This is a genomic window from Gammaproteobacteria bacterium, from assembly GCA_033720895.1.
Lineage (GTDB): Bacteria > Pseudomonadota > Gammaproteobacteria > Natronospirales > JAJUFS01 > JAWWBS01.
The window spans coordinates 76,988-93,609 of record JAWWBS010000001.1 but is presented as its reverse complement, the minus strand read 5'-3'; the positions used below and the strand labels follow the sequence as shown (position 1 = coordinate 93,609).

13 protein-coding genes are annotated in these 16,622 nt (G+C 60.4%); 4 read left to right on the top strand and 9 right to left on the bottom strand.

Annotated features, from left to right (window positions below):
* The first annotated feature begins 19 nt into the window (after nt 1–19).
* The 3 genes from R3217_00425 (at nt 20) to R3217_00415 (ending at nt 2,478) form a co-directional block, all read left to right on the top strand.
* Nucleotides 20–856 (top strand): pyruvate, water dikinase regulatory protein, encoded by an 837-nt coding sequence (locus R3217_00425; protein ID MDX1453900.1) that lies wholly within the window; start codon nt 20–22, stop codon nt 854–856.
* Nucleotides 857–913: 57 nt separating this feature from the next.
* Entirely contained in the window at nt 914–1,366 is a 453-nt protein-coding gene (locus tag R3217_00420; protein ID MDX1453899.1) for a DUF1249 domain-containing protein, read from the top strand.
* A gap of 68 nt (nt 1,367–1,434) precedes the next feature.
* Nucleotides 1,435–2,478 carry a hypothetical protein gene (locus R3217_00415; GenBank protein MDX1453898.1) on the top strand — a complete coding sequence of 348 codons (1,044 nt, stop codon included), beginning with the start codon at nt 1,435–1,437 and terminating at the stop codon, nt 2,476–2,478.
* Between the two features lie 50 nt (nt 2,479–2,528).
* Here the strand turns inward: R3217_00415 and R3217_00410 are convergent, their stop codons facing one another.
* The 5 genes from R3217_00410 to R3217_00390 all read right to left on the bottom strand — a co-directional run bounded on the left by R3217_00410 (nt 2,529) and on the right by R3217_00390 (nt 13,137).
* Nucleotides 2,529–5,615: an efflux RND transporter permease subunit gene (locus R3217_00410; GenBank protein ID MDX1453897.1), complete on the bottom strand. Its 3,087-nt coding sequence runs from the start codon at nt 5,613–5,615 to the stop codon at nt 2,529–2,531.
* 10 nt (nt 5,616–5,625) lie between these two features.
* A complete protein-coding gene (locus tag R3217_00405; GenBank protein ID MDX1453896.1) occupies nt 5,626–8,895 on the bottom strand; it encodes an efflux RND transporter permease subunit in 3,270 nt (1,089 codons plus the stop codon).
* A gap of 78 nt (nt 8,896–8,973) precedes the next feature.
* Nucleotides 8,974–9,576: a hypothetical protein gene (locus R3217_00400; protein ID MDX1453895.1), complete on the bottom strand. Its 603-nt coding sequence runs from the start codon at nt 9,574–9,576 to the stop codon at nt 8,974–8,976.
* 38 nt (nt 9,577–9,614) lie between these two features.
* Entirely contained in the window at nt 9,615–10,739 is a 1,125-nt protein-coding gene (locus R3217_00395) for an efflux RND transporter periplasmic adaptor subunit (GenBank protein ID MDX1453894.1), read from the bottom strand.
* A 250-nt stretch (nt 10,740–10,989) separates the two neighbouring features.
* Nucleotides 10,990–13,137, bottom strand: a complete 2,148-nt coding sequence (locus R3217_00390) for a carboxy terminal-processing peptidase (protein MDX1453893.1) — start codon at nt 13,135–13,137, stop codon at nt 10,990–10,992.
* A 147-nt stretch (nt 13,138–13,284) separates the two neighbouring features.
* Between R3217_00390 and R3217_00385 the strand changes: the two genes are divergently transcribed.
* Nucleotides 13,285–13,569, top strand: coding sequence for a hypothetical protein (locus R3217_00385; GenBank protein MDX1453892.1), 285 nt, complete (start codon nt 13,285–13,287; stop codon nt 13,567–13,569).
* A 27-nt stretch (nt 13,570–13,596) separates the two neighbouring features.
* Here the strand turns inward: R3217_00385 and R3217_00380 are convergent, their stop codons facing one another.
* From R3217_00380 to R3217_00365, 4 genes are all read right to left on the bottom strand, one after another.
* The gene (locus tag R3217_00380) at nt 13,597–13,926 is read right to left on the bottom strand and encodes a hypothetical protein (GenBank protein ID MDX1453891.1); all 330 of its coding nucleotides are present in this window, start codon (nt 13,924–13,926) and stop codon (nt 13,597–13,599) included.
* A 7-nt stretch (nt 13,927–13,933) separates the two neighbouring features.
* Nucleotides 13,934–15,397: a Na+/H+ antiporter NhaC gene (nhaC, locus tag R3217_00375; GenBank protein MDX1453890.1), complete on the bottom strand. Its 1,464-nt coding sequence runs from the start codon at nt 15,395–15,397 to the stop codon at nt 13,934–13,936.
* Between the two features lie 85 nt (nt 15,398–15,482).
* Entirely contained in the window at nt 15,483–16,034 is a 552-nt protein-coding gene (locus R3217_00370) for a YkvA family protein (protein MDX1453889.1), read from the bottom strand.
* A 121-nt stretch (nt 16,035–16,155) separates the two neighbouring features.
* Entirely contained in the window at nt 16,156–16,608 is a 453-nt protein-coding gene (locus tag R3217_00365) for a hypothetical protein (protein MDX1453888.1), read from the bottom strand.
* Between the last annotated feature and the right edge of the window lie 14 nt (nt 16,609–16,622).

Sequence of the window (16,622 nt, the reverse complement as noted above, 5' to 3'; positions counted from 1 at the left end):
TTCAAGGAGTGCCCGAGCCATGGCTCAAGCGATGGAAAAAGCCCGTACCGTGTTTTTCGTGTCGGATCGGACCGGTATCACGGCCGAAACCCTGGGACACAGCCTGTTGACACAGTTCGACGGGGTCCGTTTCCGGCAGGTGACTGTACCATTTCTCAGCACGGTTGATAAGGCGGAAGCCTTTGTCGAAAGGGTTCGCCAGACGCACCAGGAGGAGGGCGAAAAACCCATTATTTTCAGTACCTTGATTGCTGATGATATCCGCGAACTGGTGGCCGAATCGGAGTGTGTTTTCCTGGATTTCTTCGATGCCTTCATCGGTCCGCTGGAGAAGGAACTGGGGGTCAAGTCCTCGCATACCTCGGGCCGGGCCCACGGCATGCACGACGAGGCCAATTACACCACCCGCATCGATGCCATGAACTTCGCGCTGGCCAATGATGACGGCGTGACCACCAAGAATTACGAAAAGGCGGATGTGATACTGGTCGGCGTATCGCGCTCGGGCAAGACACCCACCTGCCTGTACCTGGCCCTGCATTATGGTCTCTATGCCGCCAATTACCCCCTGACCGAGGAAGAGCTGGAAACCGGCCGGTTCCCGCAGTCGTTGCTGCCGTTTCGCGACAAGCTGTTCGGGCTGACCATCGATGCCGGCCGCCTGCAGCAGATTCGTACCGAGCGTCGCCCGGACAGCCGCTATGCGTCGGCAGGGCAGGTGAACCTGGAGCTCAGGCAGGCAGAGAACATGTTCCAGACCACCAACGTGCCATTCACCAACACCACCAACTCCTCTATCGAGGAAATCGCCACCACCATCATCCACGAGACGGGCATAAAGCGCCGCTTTTTCTGAATACCCGCCGCGGGCTGGCAGTCAGGCTGGCGGCAGCTGCTGTGCTATATTCGGCCCATGTTGATCGATACCGGACAAAGCCGACTCGACTGGGTCAAGCCCCGTTCCTTCAAGGGCTTGATGGCCCTGTACGAGAGCAATTACCGGCGGCTGGGCAAGCTGCTGGGGAATCGCCGGGCGCTGCCTGACGAGGCGGTATCGGCCGTGCGCGACGACCTGGACCTGCACCTCCGGGTCGAAGAGCAGACACCGTACACGACCACCTTTCGCCTGACCTACCGCTTTGGCGAGGATGGCAGCGGCGAGGCCGATCCCGACCTGCAGGTCCGTATCTACCACGACGTGCAGGTGGCCGAGGTGCTGTCCTGCAAGCCGACGCACCGACATCACATGTTGAAGCGCTTCGATGCCCGCGGCCAGAACGAGCTGGCCAGTCGCTGGCAACGCAACCTGTTGTTGAACAAGTGGCTGGAGTACTGCCTCGAGCGCGGCCACTCCTTCGATTTCTAGGCATCCGGGATGCTCATCAAGGCTGGTCGGCAATGAGCGACAAGGACACTGCACAAAAGGAAAATGCAATGGACGCCAAGGTCCGCAAGGCCGGCAAGGATGATCCGCAGCAGCAACTGCTGCAGTTGTTCGAAAAGCGCAACGAGCTCAAGCGCGACTTCGGCAAGACGCTGGACGAACTGGAAGCGTTGAAGGCCGAGCACGAACAGCTGCGCCAGCTCCATGACGAGCAGAGCAGTCGCCTGCAGGGTGTGGAAGAAGTCCTGCTCGATGAGACCCGTTGCCAGAATGCCGTCATCTATTATCGTTTCCGTGCGCTGCATGACCATTGCCGCTCGCTGCTGGAGGAACGCAAGCGGGCGCTGATCGAGAAATTCGAAACACTCGAGCGTGACAAGCAGGTAAAGGAATTCCAGGCTCATGCTGCCGAGGAGCAGAAGCAACTGGAGAAGAAATTCGAACTGCTGGACGAAATGCACGGTGAAGCGAAGGCGGAGGTGGAAAGCCTGGAAAAGGCAATTGCCGCCAGCCAGCAGCTCTGGCATTTCTTCAAGCGCAAGAAGCTGAATGCCGCCCTTGCAGATGCACGCGAAGCGCTGGCTCCGGTTGCCGAAAAGCACGAGAAGACCCGGCTGGAGCTGCAGCGGGTCAAGGATGGGGAGCCACCTGAGTACAAGGGCCTCGGTCCGAAGTCGAAACGCGAGATCAATTTGCAGCTGATTGCGCTGGCCCAGTACCTGGTCGTGCAACTGATGGAGAACGACTTCTCGCGGCGTGCCCGCATGGTGCAGGTCAAGTCACCGGATGAATGCAATTTCGGCAGCAACGAGGAATGTCTCGCGTTGCAGAAGCCGATTCGAGATGCGATCCGGCGAGTTCAGGAAGACGACAAGCGGGCAGAGAAGCTCCAGCGCCGCTTGAGTCACCTGCGCGAGAACGTGCGATTTGAAGGCAATGGCGACACCCTGCCGCCGGTCGGGAATTTTGCCAAGCTGCAGCTCAACTTCGTCAGTGCGTCCAGTGCGGATCACATGCAGGTGGGTGGCTCGGAAATCGAGCTCAACGTGATCGAGGAGTCCTACTGGGATCTGCCGGAATTGCTGCTCGATTGAACTGGCGGCCGGCCCGGGTGAGACGGGCCGCCAATCCTGTCATGTCCTGATCAACCGTTCCCCGTACCAGCCTGCGCAATCGCCGTCAGGCGCCGCAGCGTGGTGACCCGCGCCTTGTTGAGCGCCCGCGCACTCCACTGGCCCAGGTCATCGAGCATGGCGTAGATGGTCGGCAGCATGGCCAGGCTGACAATGGTCGAGAACAGCAGTCCACCGATGATGGCGCGAGCCATGGGGAAGTAGGGCGGGCCGTCGCCACCCAGCTGGGTGTTGCCGACGGCCAGCGGGATCAGTCCGAGCACCGTGGTCGCCACTGTCATCAGGATGGGTCGCAGGCGGTCGGTGGCGCCTTGCAGGATGGCCTCGCGACGCTCCATGCCTTCCTTTCTCAGGTTGTTGATGTGATCCAGCATCACGATGCCGTTGTTCACCACCACACCCATCAGGATAAGGATGCCGATCATGGCCATCAGGTCGAAGATCGTGCCGCTCAGCCAGAACAGCCAGAAAATGCCCAGTACCGAGAAGAAGATGCCGGAGATGATCGCCAGTGGCTGCAGCAGTTTTTCGAACAGCGCGGCCATGACGATGAAAATCAGCATCAGCGCCAGCAGGAAGTTGGTTGCCATCTGGTTTTCGGTCTGCTGGGCTTCGTCGAAAGCGCGGCCAAAGCTCCACTGGTACCCCTCGGGCAGCGACAGTGCGCTAAGCTGGCGCTGCAGCTTCGGCCGGATGTCGAACATCGTCACGTCCTTGGCAAGGCCGACATCTATCTTCAGGTTGGTGGCACGATTGGATCGGCGGATTTCCGCCGGACCATCAACCAGGCGAATGCTCGCGATGGACGAAAGCAGGACCTCTTCGCCGGCGGCATTGTAGATCGGCAGCGAGTACAGCTCTGCCAGCGACTGTCGATCGTCCTCACTGAACTCGAGCCGGATATCGATCTCGCCCTGGCCGCCGCGGAACTGCCGCAGGTTCTGGCCGCGCATCGCTGTCGAAATGGTTGTTGCGACAGCGCGGGAATCGAGGCCGAGACGCTGGGCCTTGGCCCGGTCTACGACAACCTGGATCTCTCGGCTGGTGCCCTCCGTGTCCAGGCTCACTTCGGTAATGCCTTCGATGCCCTGCATGGCCCTGCGGAAATCCTCCGACAGTTCCATCAGCGTTTCGCTGGACTCGCCACGAAGGTAGATCGCCAGACCTTCCGACGCGCCACTCCGCTGGCGATTGAAACTGTACTTGCCGATCGCAATCTGTGGCAGGTTTTCGATCAGTTCATCGCGAATGGCCTTGGAGCTGCGCTTGGCTTCCTCGTCCTCGGTGAGGATCAGCGTGATGCGCGCGAAACCGGCCTGCATCCAGCTGTAGACGGAATCGATTTCGTAACGTTCCTTGTTGGCGAACAGGTATTCCTCGACACGCGTGATGTTCTCTTCCACGACCTCCAGCGAGTAGGTGCCGTTCACTTCGATATTGATGTTCAGCTGGCGCGACTCTTCTTCCGGGAACATGTCCTTCTTGACCTGTCCCATCGGTACCATCGACACGGCGACGATCAGCGCGATGATCAGTGCCGATGCCCAGCGGTGCACCAGTGTCCAGTCGAGCATGTTGCGATAGCGCTTCTTCAATCGCTCCATTCTCGAGGTGGTTTCATCCGGTGCAGGCACGTCGATTCGGGCTGCGATCATCGGAATCATGGTCAATGCCAGTGCCAGCGAGCCGATCAGGGAAAATATGATGGTGACGGCGACATGGCCCAGGAAAATCGTGATGTTGCTCGCTTCGCCAAAGACCACTGGCAGGAAGACAATGATGGTCGTCAGCGTGCCGGCAAACACGGCGGTTGCAACTTCCTTGGTGCCTTCCAGTGTTGCACCCATGGGATCACCCGGCATCTTCTGCTTGTAACGAAAGATGCTTTCCGAAACGACGACAGCGTTGTCCACCAGCATGCCGACGGCCAGCATCAGTCCCATCAGCGACAGGATATTGAGGCTGACGTCGAGGAAGTACATTGCTGCCAGGGCAATGGTGAGCGAAAACGGGACGGCCAGCGTGACCATCAGCGTGACTGACAGCTGGCGCAGGAACAGGAACAGCACGATAAGCGAGAACAGGGCGCCGATCAGGCCGGCATTCACGAGGTCCTTCAAGGAGGAGGTGACACCCTCGGCCTGGTTGCCCATGGTGAAGATGGTGATGCCTTCCATTTGCGGCAGCTTGGAAATTTCCTCGATCTCGTTCATCACCCGCTCGGTCACGGCCACCATGTTGGCACCGGATGCCTTGCGAATTTCGAGGCTTACTGCATAGGTGCCATCGAGATGCCGGCTGTAGTCCTTCTCGCGTTCGGTCATGATGACGTCGGCGATGTCCGAGAGTCGCACGCCACGGGACACGATGACGTTGCGTATGTCATCCAGTGAACGATATTCGCCGATCGGATGTACCAGCAGTCGCCGGCCATTGCTGGTGATCTTCCCGGCGGTTACGGAAAAATTGTCTGCGGCCAGCTGGGCTGACAGGTCGTTGAGATTGACGTTGTAGGCGGCAACGCGATCGGCATCGAGTTCGATGCGGATTTCCGGAGGTTCGACGCCACCGAGGTCGACCTGCGACACGCCCTCGAGACGCTCCAGGCGGCGCTTCAGGTTGCGGTTCAGGAGGTCGTAAGCACCCTCAAGGTCGCGATTGGCGCTCAATCGCAATTGAAGTATGGGCGCGTCGGACGTCACGAACTTGAAGACATTGATGCGACGCAGGTCGTCTGGCAGTTCGTTCTTGATGGCGTCGAGCTTGTCGCGCACCTCGACGCTTTTCACGCCGACATCGGAATCCCAGCCGAAGAAGACGAAAACCTGGGCGGAATCGCGCCGCGAAGTGGACTGCATGCGCTCGATGCTGCCCATGGTAGCCACCACTTCCTCGATGGGGCGGGTGATCAGTCGCTCGACTTCCTCTGGCGACGAGCCCTGGTAGGGCGCCTGGATGAACAGCCCCGGGAATTCGACCTCCGGGAAGAACTCCAGCGGCAGCAGGCGCGAGGCAATGACGCCGACCACGAACATGCTGACAAACACCATCACCGTGGTGACGGGACGACGCATGGCAATACGGGTTATCTCCCACATGGTCGTTTCCTCAGGCCTGCCGCTCGGGAAGGATGCGCTTGCGATCGATGACCGCATACATCACCGGGATGACGACCAGTGTCAGCAGCGTCGAGAAGACCAGGCCGCCAATCACGGTGATTGCCATGGGCGTGCGAATCTCCGAGCCTTCGCCAAGGCCGATGGCCATGGGAAGCAGGCCTAGCGCAGTCGTCAAGGTGGTCATGATGATGGGCCGCAGGCGCGCATGGCCTGCTTCGATGATGGCACTGACCTTGTCCATGCCGCCCAGGCGTAACTGGTTGATCATGTCCACCAGCACGATGGCGTTGTTGACCACGATGCCCGCCAGCATGATGAGACCGATGAATACCACCACGCTGATGGTCGAGTTGGTCAGCAGCAGTGCGAAGATCGCACCGGTCAGCGCCAGCGGAATGGTGAACAGGATGACAAACGGGTGCAGCAGGGATTCGAACTGCGAAGCCATCACCAGGTAGACCAGGAAGATTGCCAGCAGCAGCGCGAACTGCATGGATTCGAAAGCAATCTTCATGTCTTCGCTCTGGCCCGTGACTGTCGCGGTCAGCTGCGGCGGTATGGCCATGTCATCGAGAATCGCGTTGACTTCGGTAACGGCAGCGCCCAGGTCGCCATAGCCGAGGTTGGCGGTAATCAAGGCGATCCGCTGCTGGTTGGCCCGACGGATTTCGGAGGGGCCGAGCCCCACCTCGATATCGGCCACCGCCGACAGCGAAACCGGTCGTGCCGACTGCGGGTTGACGATCAGGCGGCTGATTTCATCCACCGATGCGCGCTGGTCTTCCTGCGTGCGAATCAGCACGTCGATCTTGCGATCTCGCCAGGTGTAACGCGTGGCAACGTCGCCACGGATCTTGGTCACGATGCGATTGGCAATGTCGCTGACGTTCAGTCCGAGCTGGGCCGCACGTTCATGGTCGAAATTGATCTGCACTTCGGGGGCACCGATCTGCAGGGTATTCTTGATGTCGGAAAAGCGATCGTTTTCGCCCATGCGGCGTACAAGTGCATCACTGGTCCGTTTCAACTGGTCGATGTCATAGCCGCTGATCTCGATTTCCAGCGGTGTATCGAACGTGAACAGTGCCGGTCGTCCGAATTTGTACTCCAGTCCGGGAACGGTATTCAGGACGCGTCGCAGCTGGTCGATGCTGGCTTCTTCCTGTTCAGGACCGAGCGCACCCTTCAGCACCACATTCAGCTTGCCGGCATTTTCGCCTGCATCGATGGGACTGGCATCGAGGCGGTTACCGGTGCCCGCGACCGAATAGGTTGTTGCAATCTGCTGCTGTTCGCGCGCGGCGGCACCGAGGCGTTGCATCACGGCATCGGTCTCCTCCAGGGGCGAGCCCGGCGGCAGCTTGACTTCGGCGTGGTACTCACCCTGGGAAAGCTGCGGAATCAGCTCGACGCCCAGCATGGGAATCATCGCAATGCTCACGGCGAACGTGGTGAAGGCAGTGCCAAGCACGGTGAACCGGTTGTTCAGTGCCCAGCGCAGCAGGCCCGGGTAGCCGTCGTCCATGCGCTGGTAATAGCGCTGGAATCCTGCGACCGGATAGCGCATTGGAATGCCGATGATGACCACCAGCAATCGCCAGGCCGACAACAGCAGCTTGAACAGCAGGTAGATGACACCGGCGAAAAACATGCCGACGAGACGGAAGGGCAGGCGGATCCAGCGCCCGAAGCCACGCTCCTGGCGATGTGCCTGCCAGAGCCCCGTGACCGGGTGCAGCGCCTGGTCCTGTTCCACTTCCGACAGGGGACGGGTGCGGATGGCAGAAAGCATCGGGATCAGGGTCAGCGCGACTACCAGCGAGAAGGCCAGTGCAAAGGTAACCGTCAGGGACTGATCACTGAACAGCTGTCCGGCAATGCCCTGTACGAATACCAGCGGAAAGAACACGGCGATGGTTGTCAGCGTGGACGCGAAGATCGCCATGCCGACTTCGCTGGTGCCCTCACGCGCTGCCTTCTCGTTGTCCTTGCCCATGCCGCGATGCCTGGCGATGTTTTCCAGCACCACGATGGCGTTGTCGACCAGCATGCCGACGGCAAGCGCGATGCCGCCGAGCGACATGATGTTCAGGGAAACGCTGTTGAAATACATCATGATGAAGGTCGCGATGACCGACACCGGGATGCTGACCGATATGATCAGCGTGGCCCAGATGTTTCGCAGGAAGAAGAAAATCACCAGCGCTGCCAGCAGGCCGCCGATCACGGCAGCATTGACGACCTCGGAGATCGCCTGGGAGATGAAGACCGACTGGTCATAGACCTTGGTCAGGTCGTACTGCTCGGGAAGCTTGCGTTTTACGCTGGCAACCCGGCGAGCCACATCTTCCGCCACCTTGACGGTATTCGCGTCGCCTTCCTTGTACAGCGCGACCTCGACAGCTTCCTCGCCGTTGATGCGCGTGATGGCTTCCCGTTCCTTGTAGCCTTGCCGAACGGTAGCGATGTCGCGCAGGTAGATGGTGCGATCATCGGTGGTCGTGATGATGGCATTCTGCATCTCCTCGATGGAGGTGAATTCGTTGATTGTCCGTACCAGGTATTCCTGGTTGCCATCCTCGAGGCGACCACCGGAGAGATTCACGTTTTCCGCGCGCAGCCTGGCAGCAACCGTCTCGATCGGAATCTGCAGCTGGGCGAGTCGGGTCTGGTCGACCAGTACCTGGATCTCATCTTCGAGGCCGCCGCTGATTTTCACGGCAGCAACACCGTCGATCGACTCGAGATCCTTTTTCAACTGTTCGTCGGCATAGCGACGCAGCTGCTTGAGACGATCCTCGGGAGAAATGTCGCTGGACTGGTCGGACTTCACGGCAAAGCCGTAGCGCAGCACGGGGTCGGAGGAGGGGTCGAAGCGCAGCAGGACCGGTTGCTCCGCATCGAGCGGCAGGGTCAGGATGTCGAGCCGATCCCTGATATCGACACCGGCGAAGTCCATGTCCGTGCCCCAGGCGAATTCAAGCGTGACGTCGGACTGGCCGGTTCGCGATACCGAAGTGACGCGACGCACGCCCTTGATGATGCCGACGGCTTCTTCGATCGGCTTGGTGATCAGGTTTTCGATTTCCTGCGGCGCCGCACCGGTCAGCTCGGTCCTGACGGTGATGGTCGGATAGGACAGTTCCGGCAGCAGATTCACGCTCAGCCTGTCCTGGGACACGAAGCCGAAGACCATGACGGCCACGGTGAACATCAGGATGGTGACGCGGCGGCGGGTCGCAAAGTCGACGATTTTCATGGGGCTTCAATGCTTCCTGGTAATTGTTCTTTTATCCGGGCGCCCGAGTCCGGGCCGTTGAAACCGGGAGTACTTGCTTCAGATGACGTCTTTCGGCATGAAGATCACAGGCTGGAAGCCGTCGATTTCACGCGCCATCTCGGCCTCGATGGGTTCGATTTCGAGGACCCGCTCGCACATCTTCTCTGCCTGCGCTTCGAGTTCGGCAGCCTTTTCTTCGGTTTTCGCTTCGAACTCGTCCATGTCGGCGCCGGTAAACACCGAAACGATGGCTTCGGTTGCGGTGGAGATGCCGAAGGCCGTGGCATCGCCGACGAGGTCGAAGACATCATCCTGTACGCGACGGAAGACGCGCCGGTAATCCCCGGCGAGTTCTCGCCCGCGTGCGGTCAATTCAAGGGACTTTCCTTTGTAGATGACATCGTCGTCGGCAGTGATGATCAGCATCTCTTCATGGTCGATGTCGATGTAGAGGTCGCCATTGTCGAAGTCGAAGGTGACGGAGTTGTGGCCGGTCGCCTTTTCAAGGCGGTCATCGCAGACGTTGTTGTTGTCGAAATCATAGTGCACTTCGTCATGGTCATGATGACCGGCCAGCGCAGCCGGACTTGTCGCAAGGCCGATGCCCACCAGGACTGCTGTCGTGAATGAAACCGTGTTGTTGCGTGTGCGGCTGTTCATGCTTCGCTCCCCTGTTTCTGCAGTGTGCCGTCAGGCCTTCAGTCGGCCGAGGCAACCTTGGTTTCGGCTTCTTCCGCGCCCGCAGGGTCGTTCTGGGGCATGGATTCACCGATGACGGCCACCTTGGCGCCATCTTTCAAGGCGTTCTGGCCGACAGTGACGATTTCGTCACCCGGTTCGAGACCTTCGAGAATTTCGATGGAGCCGTTGTTGATGTAGCCGGTCTTCACGGTACGCATGGTGGCCGTGCCGTCGTTCACGATGAACACCGATTGCTTGGCGTCCTCGGTAAGGATGGCATTGCGAGGTGCGAGCACGGCATCCTGGTGAACGTCATAGATGATGTTGACGCGGCCGAACATGCCTGGCTTCAGCAGGCGCTGTTCGTCACTGACCGCAACAGTCACGGTGAACGTGCCCGTGGTGGCGTCAACGACCGGGCTGACGCGGTCGATCTCGCCCTGGAATACCTGGTCGGGCAGCGAGTCGACGCGAATCTGCGACAGCTGGCCATCCTTCAGCTTGAACAGTTCGCGCTCCGGCACATAGAGCTTGGCCAGCAGCGGATCGTAATCCGTGACGCGGAAGGTAATGGCATTTTGCTGGACCAGGTTGCCGATCTTGATGAAGCGTTCGGCGACCAGGCCATCGAAGGGCGCCCGGATTTCGGTGTACTGCAGCTGCAGGCGTGCGAGTTCCAGGTCGGCGCGCATGGACTCGACGTCATAGCTCAGCCTCTCATAGGCCTCGCCGCTGACCAGCTGGCGCTCGTAGAGTTCCTTGTTGCGCTGGTACTCCTGCTCCAGCTTGCGGAGGTTGGCCTCGGCGCGCTGCACTTCAAGCCGCAGGCGATCATCATCGAGGCGCGCCAGTACCTGGCCGGCGACCACGGTGTCACCCTGTTCGACAAAAATTTCCTCGACCAGGCCGCTGACACGGGCAACCACTTCGGCGTCCTGCTCCGATTCCAGGGTGGCGGTGCCGGAATAGGCGGCACTGACATCGCCGCGCTTGACCAGCGCGGTCTCGACCGGAACGCTGACTTCCTTTTCTTCATCCTTGTCCGCACCGCGCTTGCCACCGGGGCCTCCCGGACCGCAGGCCGCAAGGCCGAACAGGATGATGAGCGGCAGAACGGTGATTCGCGCAATTTTCTGATTCATTTCCGTAGTCCTCGATAGCGACGGAACTTATGACACGTTGCCCTGCAAAACATTCCCCTTCAGAAGGAAAAAAACCGGGTATTTGCTGAGCCATTTATCATGCTAGTGTTGTAGAGAAGTATAACACCAAAATACAGGGCTGCAAGTCGGATCGAGAGAAACTTGAAGAGAATTCACAACTTATTGATTTATTTAAAGAAAAACCCTGGCATGCCAGGGTTTCTCGTGGGGATGAAGCGCGGAACGAGGCTCAGGGGCGAGCGCTAGCCAGGGACTCGGTCCGATGCGGCGGCATCAGCTCGGCCAGGTAGTCCGCCATGATCCGGGCAGCCTCGTGGCGGATGACGTCGTACTCGCGGTCCTCTTCGGCAGCGTCTTCCAGGGAGTCGACGGCGTCCAGTCCACGTGCGGCTCGACGGGCATTGAGCCGTTCCAGGGCAGCGGCTTCACGCTGGTCTCGCTCCAGGCGGCGTTCCTTGAGGTTCAGGGAGACGGTTTGCTGGGCGCGAAGCGCGCGCTGGGCTTCGATATCGCTCACATAGGCCTGGAACACGGCATCTTCGGACTGGCGCTCGGCGATGCGCTGGCGTACCTCCGGCAGTAGGTCAAGGGCAGGCACCCGGACTTCCTGGATGCCGTCGGCAGCCGGGATCTCGTCCCAGGGCAGGGCCGTCGGCTGGGCGCTTTCACCGAAATCCTCGGGATCGATGGGCGAGGGCAGGGTGATATCCGGCACGACGCCACGGTGCTGGGTGCTCGAGCCCGTTACCCGGTAGAACTTGCCGAGGGTCATCTTCAGCTGACCGAGATCGGCCTGCGTGTTGATTTCCATCTGGTGGCGGTTGAGCGGGAACAGGGTCTGCACCGTGCCCTTGCCGTAAGTGGTGCTGCCGACGACCAGTCCACGACCATAATCCTGGATCGCACCGGCAAAGATCTCGGAAGAGGAGGCGCTGAAGCGATTGACCAGTACCACCAGCGGCCCATCCCAGGCCACGCCGGCGTCCAGGTCTTCCTGGATTTCCAGGCTTCCAAGGGTGTTCTTGATCTGCACCACCGGGCCGCGGTCGATGAACAGGCCCGTCAGGTCGGTCGCTTCGTTCAGGAGGCCGCCACCGTTGTTGCGCAGGTCGATGATCAAGCCATCCACACCGTCTTCCGACAACTGTTCGATCAGCTTGCGTACATCACGGGTGGTGCTCCGATAGTCGTCCAGTCCCATGTCGCGAGCCCGCGTGTCCTGGTAGAAAGTCGGAATCTCGATGACGCCGATGCTGGCTTCGCCACCGCTGCGCGGAATCGTGATGGTTTCGGCCTGGGCGGCCTGTTCTTCCAGCTGGATTTCGCTGCGGGTCAGCTGGATGACCGTTTCGTCACCGCCTGGCGCACGGCCTGCGGGCAGGACCTGCAGGCGGACCACGGAGTCCTTCGGGCCACGAATCAGGTCCACGACATCATCCAGGCGCCAGCCGACGACATCGACCAGCTCGCCATCGTCCTGGCCGACTGCCGTAATGCGGTCGTCCGGGTCCAGCTTGCCACTCTTTTCGGCCGAGCCGCCCGGCAGCAGGCGCACGATCTTGACGTATTCGCCATCGGCCTGCAGCGAAGCGCCGATACCCTCATAGGACAGGCTCATGCGAATCCGGAACTCTTCCGAGTCACGCGGCGAGAAGTAGGTGGTATGCGGGTCCAGCATGGTGGCGTAGGCATTGATGAACAGGTCGAACACGTCCTCGCTGTTCACCTGCATCACCCGTCGTCGGAAATTGTCGTAGCGCGTGCTCAGCGTGTCGGCTGCTTCTTCCCAGCTCTTGTTCGACATCAACAGGCCGATGGCCTCGTTCTTGATGCGCTTGCGCCAGTAGTCGTCCAGTTCCTTTTCGGTGGCGGCCCATTCGACATTGCTGCGGTCGAACGTGAAGGATTCCTCGACGGTGAAGTCGGGACGGGTCTGCAGCAGCGCATCGATCTTCTCGATACGGGCCAGCACCTTGTTGCGGAAGGCGCCATAGATTTCGTAGGCAGGCTCGGTGCGCCCGTCCTTCAGTGCATCGTCGAGTTCCAGGCGATACTTGTCGAAGTCGGAAACATCTTCTGCCGTGAAGTAGACCCGGGACGGGTCCAGGACTTCGAGAAAGCGATTGTAGAAGGCCTCGGACAGGCCGTCGTCCAGGCTCGGTGCATTGAAGTGGTAATTCGCTGCATAATACCGCGCGATCAACTGCTCGATGATGCCCTGCTGCGGTTGTGGCTGCAGTTCCGGCAGGCCTGCGGCACTGTTGCTGTCCGCCGGCGTGCCGGCCAGGGATGGCAGGCTCGCAGACAGGCTCAGCGTGACAACGGCGCTGGCCAGCGCGGTATGCAGGAATTTTCTGGAAGCGGCGGCTATCGTCATTATCGGAAGAACCTTCTGGCATGAAGCGGTTGAGACAAGGCCCGGGAGGCCGGGCGGGCGAGACATCGCCCTTGACGAGTTTGAACATAACCGGGAACAGGAGTTCCTTCAAACCCTTCCTGCGCGAACTGCGATGAGGTGCACTGCATGCGACCGATTACCGTCCTGAACGCGATCCTGCTGGGGTCTTTCCTGGCCCTGTTTCTCGGAACAGCGGTAACCCTGTTCATTTTTGCCCTTATCGGGCCGGAAGCGCCCAGCATCAAGGGCGAATTCGGCCCACTGAGCATTTACTGTGGAATTTTCTTCGTCCTGACGCTGGCCTGTGCGGCCAGTTTTCTCGGTCATCTCAAGAAGCGGCCCTGGCGCTGGCTGGCGCAGGCGGTCGAGCTTGTCGGGCTGGCTGCGGCAATCTGGTACTTCCTGCCCTAGCTGTGGTCGCCCGGGCTTGGCGAGGCATCAGCCCTTGCTGTCCAGGAATTCCCGGTAGAGGTCGACCAGCATGTCATTCACCTGTCGCTCGAATGCGGCTCGCTCCGTATCCCCCAGGGGGTGCAGGCTGTCCGGCAGCTGGCGGGCAAGGGTGCTGGCGAGGTCGATGGCCTCGGGAGCGGCGGCTCCCATGCGTTGCCAGCTGCGATAGTCACGGCCCCGCTGCCGCCACGCCTGCCAGTCGGCATCCTGCAGGCCGGCATCATCGGCAAGCTTGAACATCTCTGCGAGGGTGTGCTGGCGTGCACTGGCGAGCAGTTCCCGAATCGCGGCTTGCAGTTCGTCGGCGCGTGCCATGCGCGCGTCAGGCGCCTTGTGGCGATTCGTTTTCGATGCGCTCTACCTTGAAGTTCATCCAGGCGTAGGCGCCGGCGAGCAGCGGATTGACGATGTTGAAGAAGCAGTAAGGCAGGTAGACCAGGGTCGGTACGCCCAGCGTGCCGGCCATGTAGGCGCCACAGGTGTTCCAGGGAATCAGGGGCGAGGTGATCGTGCCGGCGTCTTCAAGCGCCCGTGACAGGTTTACCGGAGTCAGTCCGCGGCGACGGAACTCGAGACGGTAGAGGCGGCCAGGCAGCACGATGGCGATGTACTGGTCGGCCGCGATCAGGTTGCAACCAAAGCTGGTCAGCAGCGTCGTGAGGATCAGCGAGCCGGTGCCGTGAACCATGGTCAGCGCGGCATTCAACAGCTTCTTCAGGATGCCGGTGGTTTCCAGCACGGCGCCGAAGGTCATGGCACAGAGCACCAGCCAGATGGTGTTCAGCATGCTTTCCATGCCACCGCGGCTGAGCAGGGCATCGACGGCGGCGTTGCCGGTGTCGGAGGAAAAGCCGGCGAACAAGGCGGTCCACACGCCGGACAGCAGGGCCATGCCGGTAGCGAGATCCTCGCGTGCTGCCGTGCGAATGACCTCGTCCGCCTGGAAGGCTGCTGCGAACAGGCCACCCACCAGCGCGCCGATCATCATGGTCGGGAACGCCGGCATCTTCCGGAAAGCCATGTAGATCACGAGAAACAGCGGTATCAGCATGTGAATGCCGAGATTGAAGTTTGCCTGCAGGACCTCGGTCATGTTGGAAAATTCGGCATCGGCAACACCGACCGATTCCGAGAGCCCGACCATGGTGAACAGCACGAGGGCGATCAGCATGCTGGGCACCGTCGTCCACATCATGTGGCGGATGTGATTGAACAGCTCGCTGCCGGCGACGGCAGGTGACAGGTTGGTGGTGTCTGACAACGGCGACATCTTGTCGCCGAAGTAGGCGCCGGAAATGATGGCGCCGGCGGTAATGGCCGGCGACAGGCCCATGGCGCTTGCAACACCGATCAGCGCAATACCGAGGGTGCCGGCCACGGTCCAGGAGCTGCCGATGGACAGTCCGACCAGGGCGCAGATGACCAGGGTGCTGGGATAGAAGATGCTGGGGTTCAGCCAGTTCAGGCCATAGTAAATCAGGGTCGGCACGGTGCCGGACAGCATCCAGGTACCGATCAGGGAGCCCACGGCCAGCAGGATCAGCACCGCCCCCAGCGAGACCGAAATGCCGTGCACGATGCCTTCTTCGATGGTTTTCCAGGTGATGCCGTTCTTGATGCCGATGATGGCCGCGATGCCGGCACCCAGCAGCAGGGCGATCTGGTTGGCGCCGTAGCTGGAATCGGCACCGTACAGGTAGACCGAGCTGGCCAACAGCGCGATCAGCGCGATCACGGGTATCAGCGCGTCCAGCATGGACGGCTCGCGATGGGTGGCCTCGGTCATGGGTGCTCCACTGGCTGTTCTGTCGTTTTCAGGTAAGGCAACGCCGGACACCTGTGGCATCCGGCGTCAGGCAAGCGAATCGGCTTTACAGCAGCTTGAAGCGTACGCCGCCCCCGCCGCGCTCGCTCTTGCGACGACGACGCATGCGCGAATGCAGTTCCTTGCGCTTGCCATCCAGCCAGTCGGCACGCGCCATGCCGGACTTGCCGGTACGCTTTTCCTCGCGGCTGCGGTAGTTGCAGAAATCGGCATAGGCTTCGATTTCATGCTTCAGCTCGCGCACCATCAATTCGACCATGATGGCGTCATCGAGGAAGCCGAAACCCGGGGTGGAGTCCGGAATGAGATCTTCCGGATCGCAGAAGTAGGCCAGTGCCGACAGCACGCGGTCGCGATCGGCTCCGCCCAGGCCCCAGCCCTCGTCCTGCAGCATCTCGATCATGTACTTGAGCTGCATGAGGCGGTCATGAATGAAATCCGGTGTCTTGGCATCTTCGACTTCCTGGAGAAGACCTTCCGCTGCCTCGATGATTTCTTCCTCGCCGGCATCCTTGGCCAGCTGTTTCGCACTGCTGGCAATTTTCTTGAAATGCTTGAGATCGCGTTCGCTGAGTTCGAACTGGATACGAAGACTCATGATGATTCCTGCCCTGTATATAAAGGTGTGCTGGCATCCAGGCAGACCCGGCTGCTGGCGGTTTTTCAACGATGCTATCGGCGGGGCGCAGTCAGGTCAATTGATGGCTAAAATCTCGCCGTCAGCGCCGACGGCGCGGACCATCCCACCAGCGGAAATCCTGTTCGTTGGCCCGGTACCAGGCAATGAAGTCCTGGATGGTGTCGGCGGACTTGTTGAGCGCCCGGCTGTCGTTCGTTTCGACGGCCTGGATCATGCGCCCCAGCGCACGCTGGAAGTTCAATCTCAGTCGTGGTTGCAGCCCCGGATGCAGCTTGTCGAGTACCTGATCATCGACCTGGGCCGCGGCGATATGGGCACGGCGAAGTTCGGTCAACGCCTTGTCGACGTTGTCCGGGTTCGGGTCCGAGAGCAGGCTTCCGGCCGCATTGGTGGCTTCGATGGCGTCGAGCAGTCGCTGGCCATTGCTGATTTCCCGGTCGGACCACTGCAGGCCCTTGCTGCAGCCTGCAATCAGCAACAGGGTGCAGGTGAGCGCGAGAAGCGGTCGCAAATTGACAATATGTCGCATCACCACAGTATAAACAC